We start from the raw sequence: 19,806 nt of genomic DNA, 5'->3' as shown, positions 1-19,806 counted from the left end.
ATGTTAACTATATTTATATAAAAGTTAACATTAGGGGTGACAATTGTGACTGTTAGTAGTAATACAAGTAAAAAAACAACCTATACATATGAAGAGTTAGCCCAAAAGAATAAAGCGTATGTATGGCATCCGTTTACACAAATGAAAGACTATTTAGCGGAAGATCCCGTTATTATTGAACGGGGAGAAGGACGCAAATTATACGATGTGAATGGAAATGGTTATTGGGATGGTGTTTCATCAATTTGGTTAAACGTTCACGGGCATCATGTGCCGGAATTGGATGAAGCGATTCGTGAACAATTAAATAAAGTCGCACATTCGACTATGTTAGGACTTGCTAATGTGCCATCCATTTTACTTGCGGAAAAGATCGTTGAAGTTGTTCCAGAAGGTTTGAAGAAAGTATTCTATTCAGATTCTGGTTCTACAGCTGTTGAAATTGCAATTAAAATGGCTTTTCAATATTGGCAGCATAAAGGAAAACCTAGAAAACAAAAATTCATTACATTAAAAGAAGCATATCATGGAGATACAATTGGGGCTGTTTCAGTAGGAGCAATTGACTTGTTTCACCAAGTGTATAGTTCGCTTTTATTTGATGCAATTAAAATGCCTTATCCATATACATATCGTTCTCCTTATGGAGATGACAAAGAACAAATTGTTCAAAAACATTTGGAAGAAATGGAAGAGCTATTAAAACAAAAACACGAAGAGGTTGCAGCCATTATTGTAGAACCGTTAATGCAAGGGGCTGGTGGTATGATTACCATGCCGAAAGGATATTTGAAAGGTCTTCGTGATCTTTGTACAGCATATAATGTTTTATTTATTACAGATGAGGTGGCAACAGGATTCGGTCGTACGGGAAAAATGTTTGCCTGTGAACATGAAGGGGTTACACCTGATATTTTAACAGCTGGAAAAGGGTTAACAGGTGGTTATTTACCAGTGGCCATTACTGTGACAACAGATGAAATTTATAATGCTTTTTTAGGTGATTATGAAGAACAAAAAACCTTTTTCCACGGCCATAGCTATACTGGTAACCCACTAGGCTGCGCTGTTGCGATTGCCAATCTAGAACTTTACGAAAAAACAAACCTTGTAGAAGATGTGTCATATAAAGCAGAATATGTAGCAAAACAGTTAGAAGCGCTTTATGAATACAAACATGTTGGAGATATTCGACAGTGCGGATTGATGATTGGAATTGAGCTTGTAAAAAATAAAGAAACGAAAGAGTCGTTTGAGTGGACTGAGCGAGTAGGAGTGGAAGTGTGTAAGCGATCAAGGGAACTAGGAATGATTTTACGACCACTTGGTAACACAATTGTATTTATGCCACCGCTAGCTTCTAGAATTGATGAAATTGATGAAATGCTACGCATTTTATATCAAGCAATTGCAGATGTTACGGAGGGAGAATGATGGGCGGCTTTTTTATAACGGCAACTGATACAGAAGTTGGCAAAACAGTTGTTACAGGTGCTTTAGCAGGAGTACTTAGAAATCGCGGGTATAACATTGGGGTGTATAAGCCGTTGCAAAGCGGACATATTGCTTCGAATCCAGAAGGTGATGCAGCTAGATTGAAAGTGGCATCTGGAGTAGAAACAGAGGTTGGGAGAATTTGTCCGTATTCTATTGAAGAACCTCTTGCACCGAGACTTGCGATGAAACGAGCGGGAAGAACTGTAACTCTAGCGCAAATTACATCTTATTACAATGAGCTAATGGAAGAATTTAATGAGTTGTTTGTAGAAGGAGCAGGTGGCCTTGCTGTTCCGTATACAAAAGATGCATTAGTTGTTGATTTTGCAAAGAAATTGCAATTACCGGTTATTATTGTCGCACGTCCGCTACTCGGCACTGTGAATCATACCGTTTTAACAATTTCTTATGCGAAAGTACATGGCTTAACAGTTGCTGGTGTTATTTTATCTGGCTGCAAAGATTGTGAAAAAGAACGAGTACAAGAAAATAAAGAGATGATTGAGGAGTTAAGTGGTGTACCTGTTCTTGGTTTATTGCCTTCTCTGCGAGAAAACTTTACTCGTAAAGAATTATTGAGAGCAGCGGAAGAGCATATTATGATTTCAAAATTAGAGGAGTTCATCCAAAATGGATCAAGCGTGGCGCACACACCTTCAAGCTAAATTAAAGTGTTTAAAGAAACAATCACAGTATCGTCGCCTATATGTAACCGAGCATTCAGAAGAGACATGGCTTGTTCGAAATGGTCAAAGGATGTTGAATTTAGCATCAAATAATTATTTAGGATTAGCTGGAGATGAGAGATTAAAAGAAGCATCTATTATAGCGACAAATCAATATGGTGCTGGAGCTACGGCGTCGCGTCTTGTTGTGGGGAATTATCCACTGTATGAAGAGGTTGAACAGAGTATTTGTGATTGGAAAAAAACTGAAAAAGCAGTCATCGTGAATAGTGGATATACCGCAAATATTGGTGCAATCGCTTCTTTAGTCGGTCGCCACGATATTATTTTTAGCGATAAGTTGAATCATGCAAGCATTGTTGATGGGATCACACTTAGTGGTGCTGAGCATAAAAGGTACCGTCATAATGATTTGGAGCATTTGGAAAAGTTATTACGAATGTCCCCAATTTCAAAACGAAAACTAATTATAACAGACACGATTTTTAGTATGGATGGTGACATGGCTCATCTAAAAGACTTAATTATACTGAAAGAAAAATATGGAGCACTTTTGATGGTTGATGAAGCACATGCAGGTGGAATATATGGAAAACATGGTGCTGGTTTAGCGCATGTAGAGAAGGAATTATCTAAGGAAATTGACATTCATATGGGAACATTTAGTAAAGCGCTAGGGTGTTATGGTGCATATTTAGCGGGTGATGCAATTTGTATTGACTATATGAAAAATATGATGAGAAGTTTTATTTTTACAACAGCATTGCCACCTGGGGTACTTGGTTCGATGAAACGAGCAATTGAAATTGTTCGAGAAGATGAGGGAAGTCGTCAGCGTCTTTTGGAGAATGGTGGATATTTCCGAAATGCTTTGCAAGAAGCTGGTTTCGATATTGGTGATAGTTCGACACATATTGTACCGGTTATTGTTAGATCGAATGAAGCTGCCATCCATTTTAGTAGGAAATTACAAGAAGTGGGCATTGCAGCAATTGCAATTCGGCCCCCAACCGTTCCTTATAATAGTTCGCGAATTAGATTTGCGGTTACAGCTAAGCATGCAAAAACTGATTTGGAATGGGCAATTAAACAAATTATTCGAATCGGTAAAGAAGAGGAGATTTTTGTATGAAGCAACTGAAGATTATTTTTATTCCTGGCTGGGGGATGGAAGAGATGGTGTGGGACTCGATCCTTCCATACTTTCAGGAATACTCCGTTCAGTGCGTTCAATGGCGCGATGTGAAAAAAATGAGTGATTTTACAGAGCGAGTGATGGAAGAAGCGAATGGAAAGGATGTAATTTTAGTTGGTTGGTCGCTTGGTGCATTGGTTGCTCTTCAGGCTTGTAATCGAGTGCAAACAAAAGGAATGATTTTAATAGGAAGTACGGCTAAGTTTACGACGGATAAAGATTATGCAAGTGGATGGAACTGTTCTTTTGTAGAGCGAATGAAAAGAGGCTTATTGAAGCGAAAGGATGATACACTAAAGCGTTTCTATAAAAGTATGTTTGCAGAACAAGAGATGAAAAAAAGTGAACAATTTGTAAGTGTTACGGAGCATTTTCAAGGTGATTCCACTGAATCTTTACAACTCGGACTTGATTATTTAATAGAGACAGATATGAGAAACCAGTTGAAATATATAAAGACACCAATCCTAATTCTTCATGGAGAAAGAGATGAGATATGTCCACTTGCTGCCGCTTACTATATAGACGAGAATACGAATGGGACAATGAAAGTGGTAAATGGAGCTGGGCATGCACTTTGCATAACGCATTTTGAATATTGTGCAAATGAAATTATCCAGTTTGTAAAGGGGATACAAAATGATCAACAAAACGTTATTACAAAAACGGTTTAATGGGGCAGCTATATCCTATGATCAATATGCCAATGTACAAAAAAAGATGGCACATCAATTGCTTTCTATGATGAAGAAATATTATAACACGATGTCGTCAATTCGTATTTTAGAGCTTGGATGTGGAACAGGGTATGTAACAGAGCAGTTAGCAACTTCATTTCCAAACGCTTCTATTACAGCCGTTGATTTTGCTGAAAGTATGATTACTGTTGCCAAAAAAAGACAGCATGTAGAGTCGGTTACTTTTCGTTGTGAAGATATTGAACATCTCACGTTACATGAATCGTTTGATGTGATTATCTCAAGTGCTACATTTCAATGGTTAAATGATTTACAAACAACGGTGAGAAATTTATATCGTTATTTGTCCGCGGGTGGTCTGCTATTATTTTCAACGTTTGGAAATCAAACGTTTCAAGAGCTTCATACAGCATTTCAATATGCCAAAGCAGAAAAAAATGTACAAAAAGGTTCATCCATCGGACAACACTTTTTAACGAAAAAACAGCTGCATGATGTATGTGAAAGTATAACAGGGGATGTTCATGTTTCTGAAACATGTTACATAGAGAAGTTTTTTGCTGTGCGGGAGTTTCTACAATCGATTCGGAAAGTAGGAGCGACGAATAGTAATGAGGAATCGTATTGCCAAAGCCCTTCTCTCTTTCGAACAATGCTTCGCATATACGAAAGAGATTTCAGGGAAGAAGGGGAGATTGTCGCAACGTACCATGCTTTATTTGCGTATATTGAAAAAAGAGGGGAAGAGAAGAAATGAGACAAGTACAAACAAAAACAGACTGGAAACAAATTGCATCTGAAGTGGTAGAGGGACGAGATATAACGAAGGAAGAAGCAGTAGCTATTTTAGAAGCAGATGATACAGAAGTTTTAGATATTATGAATGCAGCTTATATTATTCGTCACCATCATTTTGGTAAAAAAGTAAAGTTAAACATGATTATTAATACGAAATCTGGATTATGTCCAGAAGATTGTGGGTATTGTTCACAGTCTATCGTTTCAGAAGCACCAATTGATAAGTATGCATGGTTAACACAAGAAAAAATTGTGGAAGGGGCACATGAAGCAATTCGCCGTAAAGCGGGTACATATTGTATTGTTGCATCTGGTCGCCGGCCAACGAATAAAGAGGTAAACCATGTTATTGGGGCAGTGAAAGAAATTCGTGAAACAACGGATTTAAAAATTTGTTGCTGCTTAGGTTTTTTAAATGAAGATCAAGCAGGACGCTTGGCGGAAGCTGGTGTTCACCGCTATAATCACAATCTAAATACACATGCAAATAATTACGACAGTATTTGCTCAACCCATACGTATGATGACCGTGTGGATACAGTAGAAAAAGCAAAACAAGCTGGTATTTCTCCATGTTCAGGTGCAATTTTCGGAATGGGAGAAACGGTAGGACAACGCGCTGAAATTGCTTTTGAATTAAAACGTTTAGATGCGGATTCCATTCCATGTAACTTCCTTGTTGCTGTAAAAGGAACACCGCTTGAAGGGCAAAAAGAATTAACGCCGGTAGAATGTTTAAAAGTGCTAGCGATGATGCGTTTCGTGAATCCATCAAAAGAAATTCGTATTTCTGGTGGTCGTGAAATTAATTTACGCTCTGTACAGCCAATGGGGCTATTTGCAGCAAATTCAATCTTCGTTGGTGACTACTTAACAACAGAGGGACAAGAGCCGACAGCTGACTGGGGTATGATTGAAGATTTAGGATTTGAAATTGAGGAATGTGCATTATAAAGTGGAGTTTTCATAAGAGAGGATTCCTATTTGCAAATAGTGATATATCATGAAAAAAGAAAGCTCCTGAGGAGGCTTTCTTTTTTTGTAAATAAAATGTAATAAAATCTTTTGAAGCCTTGAAGAGAGTGGTTTCTTAGCGGAAAAATAAAATGTGTGGACGAATTTTCCATCCTCTAATTGTGCATAGTAAAGGTGTAATTTATCTCGGGTTGGAGGATCGCGTATGCACAAGTATATATTAGCTATTATGGCTTTTCTTATATTATTAAAGGCAATCAGTGCTGATCCAGTTAAAGTAGCTGAAAATCCAGAGCAGAAAGAAATGCAACAAAGAATTGAACAACATTTTCGAACACAAGCTGAGCATCTTGGTATTGAGACTGATGGAAAAGATTTAAAGGAAGTGCGGAAAGAACTTCATTTTGTGGAGGAAGAAAAGAAAAGGGAGAATGTTTGGAAGACTGCTCAAAAGCTTCGTATTAAAACAGAAGGAAAAACGATGGATGAATTGATAAAAGATGTGAGGAAAAAAGTTAAAGAATAAAATGTATAACTATATTGTCAGCTAAACTAAATAGATCAGGGCAATGTTAATAATAGCAGGATTGTGTGAGATTGTAGGCGTAATTTCATTAAAGCTTACAGAAGGATTTACGAAAATAAAGCCAACTATTTCGTGTCTGTTGTTTGGAGGAGCAAGTTTCTATTTATTATCGTCTTCTGTACAAACACTACCAGTAGGTACAGCATATGCGATTTGGACTGGAATTGGCTCAGCTGGAAGTGTATTAGTTGGTATGCTACTCTTTAAAGAATCAAAAGATATAAAACGAATTATTTTTATTAGTGGTATTGTGATTAGCATTGTGGGATTAAAAGTAGTGTCTTAAGTATTAATAGAAGAAAAAAGAGGCCGAAGCCTCTTTTTTCATGCCCATTGCTTTGATAAATGAGCCATTTCAATAGCAGCAACTGCGGACTCATAACCTTTGTTACCTGCTTTCGTACCTGCACGCTCGATTGCCTGTTCGATTGTTTCAGTCGTTAATACACCGAAGATAACTGGAATATCTGTTTGGAGTGATAGAGAGGCAACCCCTTTTGCGACTTCATTGCAAACGTAATCGTAATGAGAGGTAGCGCCGCGAATGACTGTACCTAGCGTAATGACCGCATCATATTTTCCACTGTTTGCCATTTTTTTTGCGATTAATGGGATTTCAAATGCACCTGGAACCCATGCGACATCAATATCATTTTCTTCTACCCCATGGCGCTTTAATCCGTCTAAAGCACCACCTAAAAGTTTACTCGTAATAAACTCATTAAAACGTCCAACAACAATCCCTACTTTTAATCCTGTACCAACTAAATGACCTTCGAATACCATATTATATCTCTCCCTTAATTCATAGATTATAAGTTTAATAAGTGACCTAATTTTGTTACTTTTGCTTGTAAGTATACTTTGTTTTCTTCTTTTGTTGGCATTTGCAATGGTACGCGTTCAATAACTTCTAAATCATAACCTTGTAAGCCTGCAATTTTTCTTGGATTATTCGTTAATAATCGTAATTGCTGTAATCCTAGATCTTTTAAGATTTGAGCGCCAATACCATAATCGCGAAGGTCAGCTGGGAACCCTAGCTTCTCATTTGCTTCTACAGTATCTAATCCTTCTTCTTGTAACTTGTATGCACGGAGTTTATTAAGTAGCCCGATGCCGCGTCCTTCTTGTCGCATATAAAGAAGAACTCCTTTTCCTTCACGTTCAATTTGAGCGAGAGCGGCATGTAGTTGTGGACCGCAATCGCAGCGACATGAGCCAAATACATCACCAGTTAAACATTCAGAATGGACGCGAACGAGAACTGGTTCCCCTGTTGAAATATCTCCTTTTACAAGAGCGACATGTTCTTTTGTATCTAATGAATTAGAATAGCCGATTGCATGAAATGTACCAGAATCTGTTGGTAATGTAATTTCAATTTCTCTTGTTACAAGCGTTTCGTGATGGCGACGGTAAGTGATTAAATCTTCAATGGTAATCATTTTTATATCAAATTGTTTTGCAACTTGTAATAAGTCAGGCACACGTGCCATTGTGCCATCTTCATTTATAATTTCACAAATGACTCCTGCTGGTTCTGCTCCGCATAACTTTGCTAAATCAACAGCAGCCTCGGTATGTCCTGCGCGACGAAGAACACCGCCCTCCTTGGCGATTAACGGAAAGATATGACCAGGACGGTTGAAGTCTGTGCCTTTAGCTTCTGGATTTAATAATTCGCGAATTGTTGTTGCTCGTTCGTAAGCACTAATACCTGTTGTTGTAGAAATATGATCAATGCTAACTGTGAACGCAGTATGATGAGAATCTGTATTATGAGACACCATAGGCTCTAATTGTAAGCGATTTGCATATTGGTCTGTAATTGGTACACAGACGAGGCCACGGCCATGCGTAATCATAAAGTTAATTGTTTCTGGTGTAATATACTCTGCTAAAGCGATAAAATCGCCCTCGTTTTCACGGCTTTCATCATCACATACAATAACGACTTTTCCTTGTTTTAAATCTTTTAACGCTTCTTCAATTCGATGAAACATTGTGCTTCCTCCTTATAGAAATCCGTTTTCTTGTAAAAAGCTTTCTGTAACTGAAGTGCTTCGTTTTGTTGGATTTGAAATAAAACGTTCGATATACTTTCCAATCATGTCACATTCAATATTTACAATATCTCCAGCTACTTTTTCACCAATAATAGATTCGCTTACAGTATGTGGAATGAGTGAGATGGTAATTGAAGCTTCATCTATATCAAATATCGTTAAACTCGTACCATCAACAGCAATGGATCCTTTTGGTAAACAATAACGGAGTAAATGATCTGAAATTCCAATTTTGTAATATATAGCATTGTAGTGCTGCTTTTTGCTTAAAATGGTGCCAATTCCATCGATATGTCCCGTGACAAAGTGCCCACCAAAGCGTCCGTTTGCAGCCATCGCTCGCTCTAAATTCACTTTAGAACGGGGCCCTAGCATACAGAGGGATGTTGCTCGCATCGTTTCGGGCATAACATCAACAGTGAAAGAAGACGCTGTAAAAGAAGTGACAGTTAAACAGATACCATTTACAGCGATGCTGTCACCTAATTTGACGTCTGATACAATCAAATTTGCTGTAACCGTTAGCTTCATGGCTTCTCCACTTTGTCTTATATTCGAAACAGTTCCAAGCTCTTCTACAATTCCTGTAAACATTCAGACACCTCATCTCGCACATTGGCAACAATTTTTATATCATCACCAATTTGTTTCATCTCTTGAATTTGCAAGGAAAGTGCATCTTGCAGTTTTATAAATCCAGTGCCTCCAAACAAAGTCGGTGCATCTTTTCCGCCAATTAATTTTGGGCTTATATAAGTTACGATTTCATTGAAACATCTTGCTTCTAAAAAGCTTGCATGTACCGATTGTCCCCCTTCAACAAAGAGTGAAAGGATTTGTTTCTCGCCAAGAAGGGAGAGGAGGTCACATATTTCAATTTGACTCGTTTGCATTTGAAGTACAGATACATTCTGAGATTCATAAACTTTTATTTTTTCTTTTTCTACGTCTTTACCAACAACAATCCATGTTGGTGCCATCCCATCTGTAAGAACATGAGAGGACAGCGGAGTTCGTAAGTGTGTATCTAAAATAATTCGAATCGGATTTTCCCCGCCGTTTGGAAGCCGCGTTGTTAAATGCGGATTATCAGTTACAACAGTATTCACACCGACAAGAATGGCATCGTGTGTATGACGGGATTGATGAACATCTGCGCGAGCTTTCTCACCTGTAATCCATTTACTTTCTCCAGCAGTAGTTGCTATTTTTCCGTCTAAACTCATGGCTGTTTTTATTGTTACAAATGGCTGTTTTGTTTTCATATAGTGAAAAAAGTATCGGTTTAATAAGGTGGCTTCTTCTTCAAGAATACCAGTTGTTACATGAATACCAGCATCTTGTAATCGTTTTTTTCCATTACCTGAAACAAGCGGATTGCAATCGAGAGTAGCAATCACAACACGCTTTACTTGCTTTTCAATAAGTAATTCACAGCACGGTGGCGTTTTTCCAAAGTGACTACATGGCTCAAGTGTTACATACACAGTAGCGCCATTCGCCTTATCTCCTGCCATACGAAGAGCGTGAACCTCTGCGTGATCTTCACCTGTGCGCAGGTGAGCTCCCATTCCAACGATCTTTCCATCTTTTACAATAACAGCACCGACCATTGGATTTGGACTTGTTTGCCCCTCAGTACTTTGTGCTAATTGCAAGGCAACCCTCATATATTCTTGGTCTGTCATTCTTTTCACCTCTCCTAAGAAAAATCAAAAAACCCCAAGGATAATAGTATCCTTGGGGTTTGGGAGACGTGATTTCTAGAAATATAGCTTGAATACGAAAGTATAGGAAAGAAACCTAACGATGATTGATATTTTTGCATTAGAAAGAAGCCTAGCAAACTATCAATTTTTTCATACGCTAGTCGTATCTTTTTATTTCAGCATAGAAACATAGGTATATGAAATAAAACATATACAGTGATTTACATCAAATCTCTAAAAATGTGTATGCCAAAATAAAAGTGTATTCGCTATATAAGCACTAGAAAACATATCCTTCTCCCATCCAGACTATACTGTCGGCCCTAGAGTTTCACTAGATCCACCGTTTTCAAGCTTGAAAACGGGTCACGGACTTAGAAGTGTGCACTTCATCACCGCCGGTTGGGAATTTCACCCGACCCCGAAGGATGCTGTTTGCTCACATTATAGCACAAAAAAGAAAAAAGGATAGTAAAAAATATTCGAATGTGAAGAATTGTGTGAAAATGAAAGATGAATAAAGTGAAACTTCATCTGCTGATGGTAAGTTTTCATCAATTCATTTTTCTCGTTTAGCTTCTTTTCTTGTTCTGTATGTTGAGATGTGGTAGTACCGCTCGTAAATAAGAGGATAAATTTTGTTATACTAGTACGGGAAAGATTTCGGTATATATGTAAATGAGGTGGAAATATGAAATATACTGCGGTAGGAATCGGTGGCATTGTCGGAGCTTTAACACGGTATGGATTAGGTCAATGGATTGGTACTCATTCTGCAGAGGCTTTTCCGTTAGCGACATGGTTAGCGAATATGATTGGTAGTTTTTTATTAGCATTTTTAACAATATATTTGTTTCGTGTGAAACATGTTTCATACGTGATAACGAGTGCGGTTGGAACCGGAATGATTGGTTCATTTACAACTTTTTCAACGTTCAGTGTAGAGACATTGAAACTCATGCAGTATGATGCTTTTTTAATAGCATTTTATTATGTGAGTACAAGTGTAGTTGGTGGCTTGCTCCTATCTTTAGTTGGGTTTTATCTTGGGAATGTATTGTATGAAAAAAGGATGAAGAAAGAAGGGTCACTATGAATATATTACTTGTAGGAATCGGTGGTTTCTTCGGGGCAGTTGCTAGATTTTTTATTAGTAATGCAATGAAAGAAAAGTATGGGAGTTTGTTTCCATATGGAACACTATTTGTAAACATAGTAGGTTCATTTATACTCGGACTATTGTATGGAACTGAGGTAAGTAGCACATGGCTATTATTATGGGGAACAGGATTTATGGGAGCATTTACGACGTTTTCGACATTTAAACTTGAAATTGTTCAGTTGATACATAAACGTGAAGGACAAAAGGCGGCATTATATATAATAATGAGTTATATACTAGGCATTTTTTCTGCATTTTTAGGTTTTTATATGGGACGCATGTAAAGAAGCACCTACAAATTATTGTACGTGCTTCTTGCATTATTAATCTTCTTTTGGTGCTCGAACGATAGACTCGAATTTTCCCTTATGCGAAGCATCGCAATAAGGCATGTTTTTTGATAAGCCACAACGACATAAGGAAAATGCAGGTTTTGCGGGAAATGCATTCCCTTGTGAGTCAACTAGTTCCACATCCCCTGTAATGCGAAACGAACCGTTATCATTCACTTTAATCTGTACTTTTGCCAACGTTATCCCTCCTTCCCAAACGCTTATGTCCATCATATAATTGCAGGAAGTACTTGACAATAAAAATATACCTTTGTGTGTAAGAGAAGAGAGTGTTATAATAACGTTTATAATTGATACAGTAAGGTGAAAAACATGAATAAACAATTACGTACACTACAAAATATTGCGAATGAGCGTACTTGGGCATCATTTTTAAATGATAATCATCCGTATAGTTTGCTTCATTGGTCGATTGCAGGTGTAGGACAAGAACCAAAAGATGTGTGGTTACTTCAAGATGAGGTAACTTTTCAAACGACAGAATTTCAAACGCTTGATGAAGCGATGATGTGGATTTCTGAAAATATGGAACAAGTTACAGATGTTTTAGCACAGTAACTAACAAAAAACAGGCTTATGCAAGCCTGTTTTTTGTTTCTTTTACATATGTTCTTAAAAATTGATCAACTGCCGCTTCATATTCATGTCTATTTTCGTTATAAGAGCAAGCATGTGCACCGTGTTCTGCAATATAAAGCTGTTTATTGTCTTCTTTCGCTTCGTACAGTGACTTGGTCATATCACATAAAATATAATCATCGTCTTTACTATGAATAAAGAGGACTGGATTTTTTATGTTTTTTATACAATCAATGGGAGAAACTTCACGTATTGTATAGCCGTCACGAACTTTTAAAAATGCGTTTGCTAACGGTAATAGTGGCCATTTTGGTAAATGGAATTCGACTTTTAAGCGATGATGCAACTGCTCATAAAAATCAGAGAAAGGACAATCGGCAATATAAAAATCTGCACCGTCTTCCACCATCCCTGCGTATTGAAGGAGTGTTGCAGCCCCCATTGATTCGCCATGAATACCAAGTGTAATATTGGCGCTAAAACGATTTTTTAGCCAGTCGACTACGGTTTTTAAATCATATTTTTCATAATAGCCATAACTTGTCGTTTTCCCACCTGTTTTCCCGTGGCGACGGTGATCATAAATAAATACATTATATCCCTTGTTTAAAAATAGGTTTGCATATTTGACAGAGTTTATTTTATTTACGGTTACACCATGACAAAAAACCATAAATTTATTTGAGTTTCCTGCAGAAATATAGTAACCGTGAATGTCGTATCCAAATTGAGAAGGAATACGAACTTCTTCTTTGGGAACCGCGTTAAAGTCCTCTAAACGAAAATGCTTTTTCGTTTCACGCTCTAAAATTTCTTCTTCTGTTTTTTTCTTTAAGTACATTACTTTATTGGTAAAGAAGATACCAATGCCGATGAACGCACCTAGTAGGGTCAACAATATTGTGAGAAAACGTTTCATACCTCATCCTCCAAATACATCCTTATGATACACTTATATTGTATCATAAGGATGTTAAAAGGGGAGAACGTAGAGTATGATTCATATACAAAAAATTACAGAAGAAATGGGAAAACAATTGAACTTTTTATGCGCGAAAATTGGGGAAGTACACAGATGGTTTCACGTGAGAAACTACACCAATTAGATGAATTACCTGGTTTTGTTGCAATTGAAAATGACAGAATAGTAGGAATTATAACGTATGAATTAATAGAAGATTGCTGTGAGATTGTATCATTGGATAGTTTTGATGAAAAGAAAGGAATTGGGACAAAGCTTGTAGAGTGTGTTATTAGGGTGGCAAAAGAGAAATGTTTTGAAAAAGTATGGTTAATTACAACGAATGACAATACAAATGCACTTCGTTTTTATCAGAAGAAAGGTTTTGTAATGACAAATTTATATATGGATGCCGTGATACAAGCAAGAAAAATAAAACCGGAAATTCCGCTTTTGGGATATGATAACATCCCAATTTTGCATGAAATTCAATTGGAGTTGAAATACAAGTAGGTGTAATTTAGGCGGCCGCTATCAGATGGTAAGTTCTACACTGCTAGAAGGTTTACGGCATGTACTTTTATATGTAACAATTTTCAGAAATATAAAATAATAAACTTGACGAATGTCATATTTTGTTTTAATTTTAAATTGTAAGCTATTACCATATTAAGGGGTGACGATGTGGCAACCATACGTGATGTTGCAAAATTAGCCGGTGTTTCAGTCGCAACCGTTTCACGAGTAATTAATGAAAAAGGGTATGTCCATGAAGATACAGTAAAACAAGTAAAGCAAGCAATTACAGAATTAAAATATAAACCAAATGCCGTAGCAAAGGCTTTATTTAAAAAATCTTCAACAATGATTGCTATACTCGTATCCAATTTACGGGATCCATCATATATAACTTTGCTTCGTTCAGTGGAGGAAGCTGCATATAAAGAGGGGTATCAAATTGTTGTTTGTAATACAGAAAATAAGAGTGGATATATAGATGTATTGATGCAAAATAATATTGCTGGTGTCATTATGACGAGCGAGGTATTTCAGAAATTGGAGGGAATTTCAATTCCATTTGTTGTACTGGATGAATCAGAGCCTGCTACCTATTATGAAAGTGCGAAAAAGGCAGTTGTTTTATTAAAAGAAAAAGGTTGTCATTTTCTTGCTTATATTGGAGAAAAGATAGAAGATGAGGCGATGGAAGAGCATATATCGGGATTTTTAGATGGTGTTTGGGAAGACAGAATTGCTTATCGTGAAGTAACCATAGAAGGATGTAAAGAAAAACAGATTATCGAGCTATTACGAAAATACCCATACATAGATGGTGTTATAGCTTCTAGTGACGATATTGCAATTACGATTATCCGGGCGGCAAAATCTCTTGGTATCAAAATTCCTAAGCAGTTACAAGTCATTGGCTTTAACGGGAGTTTGCAGGGGGAATGGGTTACTCCTTCATTGACAACAATTGGAGCCTCTTTTGAAAAACAAGGGGAAGTAGCGCTACAAAAATTGGTCGGGAAAATAAAAAATAAACCAATGCAGCAGGAAGAATTAGAAAAAGAATTTGCATGCATTGAGAGAGAATCCACAAAGTAAAAAGGTGCGTCTATTTGACGCACCTTTTTACAATGTAATTGCGGCAATAAAGCCGAATATAAGTAATGGAATATTGTAGTGAAGAAAAGTTGGAACACATGTATCCCATATATGATGATGCTGACCATCGGCATTTAAACCTGAGGTAGGTCCAAGGGTGCTATCAGAGGCTGGAGATCCTGCATCACCTAATGCGCCAGCTGTACCGATAATAGCGATGGTTGCCATCGGACTAAAGCCAAGCTGGATACATAGCGGTACAAAAATGGTTGTTAAAATTGGAATCGTTGAAAAGGAAGAACCAATCCCCATCGTAACGAGTAGACCAATGACAAGCATGAGAAAAGCAGCGAGTGGTTTGTTGTTTCCAATTAAATGAGCACTCGTTTGTACAAGTGATTCAACATGTCCTGTTTTTCTGAGAACAGCTCCGAATCCTGCAGCAGAAATCATGACAAAACCGATAAATGACATCATACGCATCCCGCTTGTTAAAATAGCATCAGCTTGTTTTAGAGGAAGGCTACCACTAACGGACAAGACAATAATTCCTGCTAATGCCCCGAAGATCATTGATTCAGTTGCTAATTGTACACTTAATGTTGCAATAATAGATAATAAACCAAAGGAAATGCTTCTTTTTGTGTAAGGAGCAATCTCATCAGATGAAGCAGGGATTTGTTCGGTATGATAAGTACGCGGTTTCCGATATGTAATGAAGACCGCGACGCATAGCCCAATAATCATCCCGATTGCTGGAATTGTCATGGCTTTTGGAATGAGCGCTACATCAAATGTAAGGCCGCTTTGCTGAGCATTTGTTTGTAATACGTCGTGATAAATCTTTCCGAATCCTGCTGGAATCCACATGTAAGGGGTAATTAACCCGAATGTAATGAGACACGTAACAAGCCTGCGGTCTACTTTTAGCTCGTTTAATATTTTTAAAAGTGCTGGAATTAGGATTGGAATAAAAGCAATATGAACAGGGATTATATTTTGTGAAGAACAAGCCATTGCTAAGATGATAAATAAAATAAGTATTTTTGAATAGACTTGCTTTTTCGTATCTTGTTCGTTGCCAATCCAATTTAATGCAGTTTGAATCATAGCATCGGGAAGCCCTGTTTTGGAAAGAGAAATAGCGAATCCGCCGAGCATGGCATAACTTAAAGCGATTGGAGCACTGTTTCCAAGACCAGTGGTAAAAGTGTTAATTGTTTCTGAAATGCCAAGCCCGCCAATTAGTCCACCTGTTAAGGCACCAACAATAATAGCGACGATGACTTGGACGCGTAATAAACTAAGCAGTAGCATCACTGCTACTGCGATAAGTACAGCGTTCATAATAAATGTAATCTCCCTGATTTTTATTCTGTGAATTTTGTTATGTAAGGCCGGCAATACCTCGCCTCAAAATGAACTGAAAGTAAAGAGGTTGGATGGGGAATTGCCAGTTCGTAAAAGCAAGATCAGTGAGTGGTAAAGAACCCTACTGATCAAAGTTGTGACATATCATTATAAAATGTTTTCTGTAAAATGTAAAAGGGATAAGATTTGTTATCCGTGTGGAAAAGATAACTCTTGTTTAATAGAGCATAAAGACCTCGCAAACAGCTCGGGTTCTTCTAAATTTGGTGAATGGGCGGAGTTTGGAAACCAAATCATTTTTTTGATTGGTGCTTGAACCATATCACAATACTGCTGAACAAGCGCATAAGGTGTTTGATAATCAAAACGCCCAGAACAAAAATAAACAGGTACGGAGAGTTTTGAAATAGTAGAAAAGAAATCTATAGTAAGCATTTCTTCCCATAATGCTCCAGCTTTCATATTTCCTGCGAGGAATTTTAACCAATCTATCCACGTATATTCTGGAGAAAGTAATCCTTTTCGAATAAAAGAAAAGGATGACCCGTTTTGAACTGCTCCTCCAAATGTACCAAGCCATCTTCTTTGAATAATAAGACGCCGCATGTCTAAAAAAGGAGGTTTACCTAGTTTTGTAAGAGATGTTAAAGCTTGCTCGTGTCCATGTTTTTTAGCAGAATGAATTAAATGTTGATACAGTAACTCTTCGTTTTGTTTCATGTGTACAATTTGACCAATTCCAATATAAGCTTCAAGGTACTTGGGATATTTATGTGCAATTTGTAACCCAATAATACTTCCCCATGAATGCCCAGCAAAAAATAATTTTTGTTTTTTAAAGCGAGAAAGAAGATACTGAATGATTTCAAGTGTATCTAAAACAAATTCTTCGATTGTAAAGGATTTGTTTATATCTCGCCATGAAAAGGATTTTCCTGCGCCGCGCTGATCCCAATTAACGACAATAAAGTGCTTTTCTAACGTTTCTTGAAAATGACGAATAAATCCAATTTGTGCCATACCAGGGCCGCCATGACAACATAATAAAATAGGTTGATCTATATCTTGACCACGTATAAGTAAAGAGTGTTTACATTTATTAATTACAACGCTTTCTATCGTAGCGACACTTGTGGGGGTTAGTTTTTTTCTTTCATTGTAAAATGGTGGGGTATGGCTACGAAAAAGCATATAAAAAACCTCCTCTTTTGAAATGATATGTATCGCACAGGCTATCAATTTTGCATATACTGTTAAAAAAATATTGTATCATAACATGCCAACTTTCTTTCAACTATACGCGCTTGGGAGAGGAGGACGGAAGTGACGATTGGAGAAATTATAGATCGCTTAAACAAACGTGAACCACTTGCGATTATTGCAAAGCGCCTCGAGATAAGCCCGTATACATTGTCGAAAAAGCTAAGGGTGCTTGGATATGAATATGATGGTGAACAAAAGAAACGAATATTCATTGGAGAGGGAGAAGAACCTCGTCATTTATATTTTCAAGAAGCTACTGCACTTCAATCTGTAAAAACGGATTACCAAGTTTTGATTTATGAACAATTGCAAAGTATTTATGAATTGTTGCGGAAACGTGAGGAGCGTATTATTGTTACAAAAAACTTCAAAAATAGTGAAAAGAAAAAGCGTACTTTTTCTATATGTACGGAGATTTTAGAAGGATTAGACGTTGTAGCTGGTACGACAGGGATTCAAAAATCTAAAATTGTAGAAGAAGCGTTAAAAGAATTTTTGCAAAGATACAAAGAAGTTGATGAATTGGAACAAAATGAAAGAGAGAAGTGATATAGACTCCTCTCTTTTATTAGATGAAACATGTTATGTTTTGGTTGGGATTATCCTTATTATGATGCAAAAGGTTAATTGATTTTTTGAATTCGCCCATCAATGATTGGTTGAATCGGTTCTTTTGCTTGTTTTACATAATCAAGTAACGCTTCAAAATCATTTGGGCCTGTTTCAGCATCTTTACCATTTCTAAAGGATACAAATCCATCGCCACCTGAAGCTAGGAAAGCATTCGCAACAACGGTGTAGGTTTTAGATGCAACTAGTTCTTCTCCGCTTGTTAAATGAATATTTGTAACTTTTTCACCATCTGGTTTATTGGAATCCCAAGTGTACTGAATACCTGAGATTTGAAGCATTCTTGTTTTATCTTTTTGCCATTGTTGATTTAAAATGTCACGAATGTCTTGACCAGTTAAATTGACTTTGATTAATTGATTTCCGAATGGTTGAATTCCGTATAACTCTCCCCATGTAATATCACCAGTATCTAAGTCATTTCGAATACCACCAGGATTCATAAGGGCAATTTGCGCTTGCATCGTTGTACGCTGAGCGTCGGCAACTAAATTTCCAAGAGTGGATTCACCAGCTGCATTTTGTTTACGATCTATTGGAGCAGTAGATTTTCCAACAATCTGATTTACAAGAGGTGCGATTTTTTCTTTATATTGATCCATTTTCTTTTTCACTTGTTGGTCAGGCTCTATTCCTTCATGGTAGGTTGTAACAACTTCTGCTTTTTTCTCAATAATATCTTTTGTTTTACGGTCGATTTTCACATCAACATCAGCAAAAGCCATTCCGTAAGAATTCGCTTGTACGACAAGTTTGTTATTAACAGTTCCATTTACAAAAGTATGACTATGCCCGCCAAAAATGACATCGACTTCTGGATCAGTCTCATTTGCTAAGCGAACGAGATCCCCATTTGTTACCCCGGTATCATCGGTTGTACCGCCGACATGTGCAAGAACAACGATAGATTTGACACCGAGTCGTTTCAGTTGTTTTACAGATTTATTAACAGCCTCCACTTCATCTGTAATTTGTACATTTTTAAGCATAGTAGGCATAACGACATTAGGTGTATCTGTTGTTACAACCCCGATAAAGCCGACAGGGACTCCTTCTACCATTTTTACAGTGAATGGTGGTAAAAATAAGCGGCCAGTTGATTTATTGTAAAAATTGGCAGCGACGTAAGGGAAGCTTGCTCCTTTAAAATTCCCTGTTTTTTCATGATATCCCCCATAAATAAGGCGATTCATTTCGTTGATGCCTTCGTCAAATTCATGATTTCCAATGGTTCCAACATCAAACTTTAGATCATTTAAAAATTCAATTGTTGGTTCGTCTTGTAGTAGTGCTGAAACTGGAGGACTTGCTCCGACAATATCACCAGCGTGGACCTTTAATGTATTTGGATTTTGTTTTTCGCGATCGCGTAAATAGGTAGCTAAATATTCAGCACCGCCTGCTTCTTTGTTATTAATTTTCTTCACGGTATCTAGTTGACCATGAAAATCGTTAATGCCAAGCATTTGTACGTCTATGTAACGATTTTGTTCTGTAGGTATTTGAGATGGAGGTGCAGCAAATACGTTTGAAAAAGTAATTGTACTTAACGCTAGAGCAATAGGAATAGCTTTTTTCCACATGTGTTTTCTCTCCCTTTTTTATAATCTGACATCATACGACATAATTTTAATAGATTGAGAGAGTTATTTCTACGTAAAAATCT

22 protein-coding genes, 1 pseudogene and 1 riboswitch are annotated in these 19,806 nt (G+C 37.2%); of the genes and pseudogenes, 14 read left to right on the top strand and 9 right to left on the bottom strand.

Annotated elements, in window-relative coordinates:
* Positions 1-36 precede the first annotated feature (36 nt).
* From bioA to AZF08_RS02165, 8 genes are all read left to right on the top strand, one after another.
* Positions 37-1,434: an adenosylmethionine--8-amino-7-oxononanoate transaminase gene (gene bioA, locus AZF08_RS02200; protein WP_082245969.1), complete on the top strand. Its 1,398-nt coding sequence runs from the start codon at positions 37-39 to the stop codon at positions 1,432-1,434.
* On the top strand, positions 1,434-2,162 hold the full coding sequence (gene bioD / locus AZF08_RS02195) for a dethiobiotin synthase (RefSeq protein WP_033672403.1): 729 nt from the start codon (positions 1,434-1,436) through the stop codon (positions 2,160-2,162). Before bioA ends, bioD begins: the two co-directional genes overlap by 1 nt.
* A complete protein-coding gene (bioF, locus tag AZF08_RS02190) occupies positions 2,128-3,315 on the top strand; it encodes an 8-amino-7-oxononanoate synthase (RefSeq protein ID WP_033672401.1) in 1,188 nt (395 codons plus the stop codon). The genes bioD and bioF overlap by 35 nt, the downstream gene beginning before the upstream one ends.
* Positions 3,312-4,052 carry an alpha/beta fold hydrolase gene (locus tag AZF08_RS02185; RefSeq protein WP_033672399.1) on the top strand — a complete coding sequence of 247 codons (741 nt, stop codon included), beginning with the start codon at positions 3,312-3,314 and terminating at the stop codon, positions 4,050-4,052. Before bioF ends, AZF08_RS02185 begins: the two co-directional genes overlap by 4 nt.
* A complete protein-coding gene (gene bioC, locus AZF08_RS02180) occupies positions 4,018-4,833 on the top strand; it encodes a malonyl-ACP O-methyltransferase BioC (RefSeq protein ID WP_033672398.1) in 816 nt (271 codons plus the stop codon). Before AZF08_RS02185 ends, bioC begins: the two co-directional genes overlap by 35 nt.
* Positions 4,830-5,828 carry a biotin synthase BioB gene (gene bioB / locus AZF08_RS02175; protein WP_033672397.1) on the top strand — a complete coding sequence of 333 codons (999 nt, stop codon included), beginning with the start codon at positions 4,830-4,832 and terminating at the stop codon, positions 5,826-5,828. Before bioC ends, bioB begins: the two co-directional genes overlap by 4 nt.
* 226 nt (positions 5,829-6,054) lie before the next feature.
* A complete protein-coding gene (locus AZF08_RS02170) occupies positions 6,055-6,375 on the top strand; it encodes a hypothetical protein (protein WP_033672396.1) in 321 nt (106 codons plus the stop codon).
* Positions 6,376-6,418: 43 nt separating this feature from the next.
* Positions 6,419-6,721, top strand: a complete 303-nt coding sequence (locus AZF08_RS02165; protein WP_033672395.1) for a DMT family transporter — start codon at positions 6,419-6,421, stop codon at positions 6,719-6,721.
* Positions 6,722-6,759: 38 nt separating this feature from the next.
* Here AZF08_RS02165 and ribH read toward each other — a convergent pair whose 3' ends face one another.
* The 4 genes from ribH to ribD are packed head-to-tail and all read right to left on the bottom strand — an operon-like array spanning position 6,760 to position 10,192.
* Positions 6,760-7,221 (bottom strand): 6,7-dimethyl-8-ribityllumazine synthase, encoded by a 462-nt coding sequence (gene ribH / locus AZF08_RS02160; protein ID WP_033672394.1) that lies wholly within the window; start codon positions 7,219-7,221, stop codon positions 6,760-6,762.
* A gap of 26 nt (positions 7,222-7,247) precedes the next feature.
* Positions 7,248-8,441: a bifunctional 3,4-dihydroxy-2-butanone-4-phosphate synthase/GTP cyclohydrolase II gene (locus AZF08_RS02155; RefSeq protein ID WP_033672393.1), complete on the bottom strand. Its 1,194-nt coding sequence runs from the start codon at positions 8,439-8,441 to the stop codon at positions 7,248-7,250.
* Positions 8,442-8,453: 12 nt separating this feature from the next.
* On the bottom strand, positions 8,454-9,098 hold the full coding sequence (gene ribE / locus AZF08_RS02150) for a riboflavin synthase (protein ID WP_033672392.1): 645 nt from the start codon (positions 9,096-9,098) through the stop codon (positions 8,454-8,456).
* Complete coding sequence (gene ribD, locus AZF08_RS02145; protein WP_033672391.1) at positions 9,080-10,192, bottom strand: bifunctional diaminohydroxyphosphoribosylaminopyrimidine deaminase/5-amino-6-(5-phosphoribosylamino)uracil reductase RibD; 1,113 nt, start codon at positions 10,190-10,192, stop codon at positions 9,080-9,082. The genes ribE and ribD overlap by 19 nt, the downstream gene beginning before the upstream one ends.
* Before the next feature lie 309 nt (positions 10,193-10,501).
* A riboswitch (FMN riboswitch) is annotated at positions 10,502-10,646 on the bottom strand.
* A 258-nt stretch (positions 10,647-10,904) separates the two neighbouring features.
* Here ribD and AZF08_RS02140 point away from each other — a divergent pair.
* Both AZF08_RS02140 and crcB read left to right on the top strand, forming a co-directional pair.
* Positions 10,905-11,309 carry a fluoride efflux transporter FluC gene (locus AZF08_RS02140; RefSeq protein ID WP_033672390.1) on the top strand — a complete coding sequence of 135 codons (405 nt, stop codon included), beginning with the start codon at positions 10,905-10,907 and terminating at the stop codon, positions 11,307-11,309.
* The gene (crcB, locus tag AZF08_RS02135) at positions 11,306-11,659 is read left to right on the top strand and encodes a fluoride efflux transporter CrcB (RefSeq protein WP_033672389.1); all 354 of its coding nucleotides are present in this window, start codon (positions 11,306-11,308) and stop codon (positions 11,657-11,659) included. Before AZF08_RS02140 ends, crcB begins: the two co-directional genes overlap by 4 nt.
* Positions 11,660-11,698: 39 nt before the next feature.
* Here crcB and AZF08_RS02130 read toward each other — a convergent pair whose 3' ends face one another.
* The gene (locus AZF08_RS02130; protein ID WP_082245968.1) at positions 11,699-11,941 is read right to left on the bottom strand and encodes a CDGSH iron-sulfur domain-containing protein; all 243 of its coding nucleotides are present in this window, start codon (positions 11,939-11,941) and stop codon (positions 11,699-11,701) included.
* Positions 11,942-12,040: 99 nt separating this feature from the next.
* Between AZF08_RS02130 and AZF08_RS02125 the strand changes: the two genes are divergently transcribed.
* Complete coding sequence (locus tag AZF08_RS02125) at positions 12,041-12,286, top strand: DUF2552 family protein (RefSeq protein WP_033672387.1); 246 nt, start codon at positions 12,041-12,043, stop codon at positions 12,284-12,286.
* Positions 12,287-12,302: 16 nt separating this feature from the next.
* On the opposite strand, the gene AZF08_RS02120 is transcribed toward AZF08_RS02125, so the two are convergent.
* Complete coding sequence (locus AZF08_RS02120; RefSeq protein WP_033672386.1) at positions 12,303-13,226, bottom strand: alpha/beta hydrolase; 924 nt, start codon at positions 13,224-13,226, stop codon at positions 12,303-12,305.
* A gap of 76 nt (positions 13,227-13,302) precedes the next feature.
* Here AZF08_RS02120 and AZF08_RS02115 point away from each other — a divergent pair.
* Positions 13,303-13,781: pseudogene (locus AZF08_RS02115) on the top strand (GNAT family N-acetyltransferase).
* Positions 13,782-13,952: 171 nt separating this feature from the next.
* Positions 13,953-14,876, top strand: a complete 924-nt coding sequence (locus tag AZF08_RS02110) for a LacI family DNA-binding transcriptional regulator (protein ID WP_033672385.1) — start codon at positions 13,953-13,955, stop codon at positions 14,874-14,876.
* Between the two features lie 27 nt (positions 14,877-14,903).
* Here AZF08_RS02110 and AZF08_RS02105 read toward each other — a convergent pair whose 3' ends face one another.
* Entirely contained in the window at positions 14,904-16,223 is a 1,320-nt protein-coding gene (locus AZF08_RS02105; protein WP_033672384.1) for a Na+/H+ antiporter family protein, read from the bottom strand.
* A gap of 213 nt (positions 16,224-16,436) precedes the next feature.
* Entirely contained in the window at positions 16,437-17,438 is a 1,002-nt protein-coding gene (locus tag AZF08_RS02100; RefSeq protein ID WP_033672383.1) for an alpha/beta fold hydrolase, read from the bottom strand.
* A gap of 132 nt (positions 17,439-17,570) precedes the next feature.
* On the opposite strand from AZF08_RS02100, the gene AZF08_RS02095 reads away from it, so the two are divergent.
* Positions 17,571-18,059, top strand: a complete 489-nt coding sequence (locus AZF08_RS02095) for a ribbon-helix-helix domain-containing protein (RefSeq protein ID WP_033672382.1) — start codon at positions 17,571-17,573, stop codon at positions 18,057-18,059.
* 74 nt (positions 18,060-18,133) lie between these two features.
* Here AZF08_RS02095 and AZF08_RS02090 read toward each other — a convergent pair whose 3' ends face one another.
* Positions 18,134-19,723 carry a bifunctional metallophosphatase/5'-nucleotidase gene (locus tag AZF08_RS02090; protein WP_033672381.1) on the bottom strand — a complete coding sequence of 530 codons (1,590 nt, stop codon included), beginning with the start codon at positions 19,721-19,723 and terminating at the stop codon, positions 18,134-18,136.
* Positions 19,724-19,806: the final 83 nt, after the last annotated feature.

The sequence above is a fragment of the Bacillus gaemokensis genome (genome assembly GCF_001590835.1).
In the GTDB taxonomy this organism is placed as follows: Bacteria; Bacillota; Bacilli; order Bacillales; family Bacillaceae_G; genus Bacillus_A; species Bacillus_A gaemokensis.
This window is presented reverse-complemented; position numbering and strand designations above follow the sequence as displayed.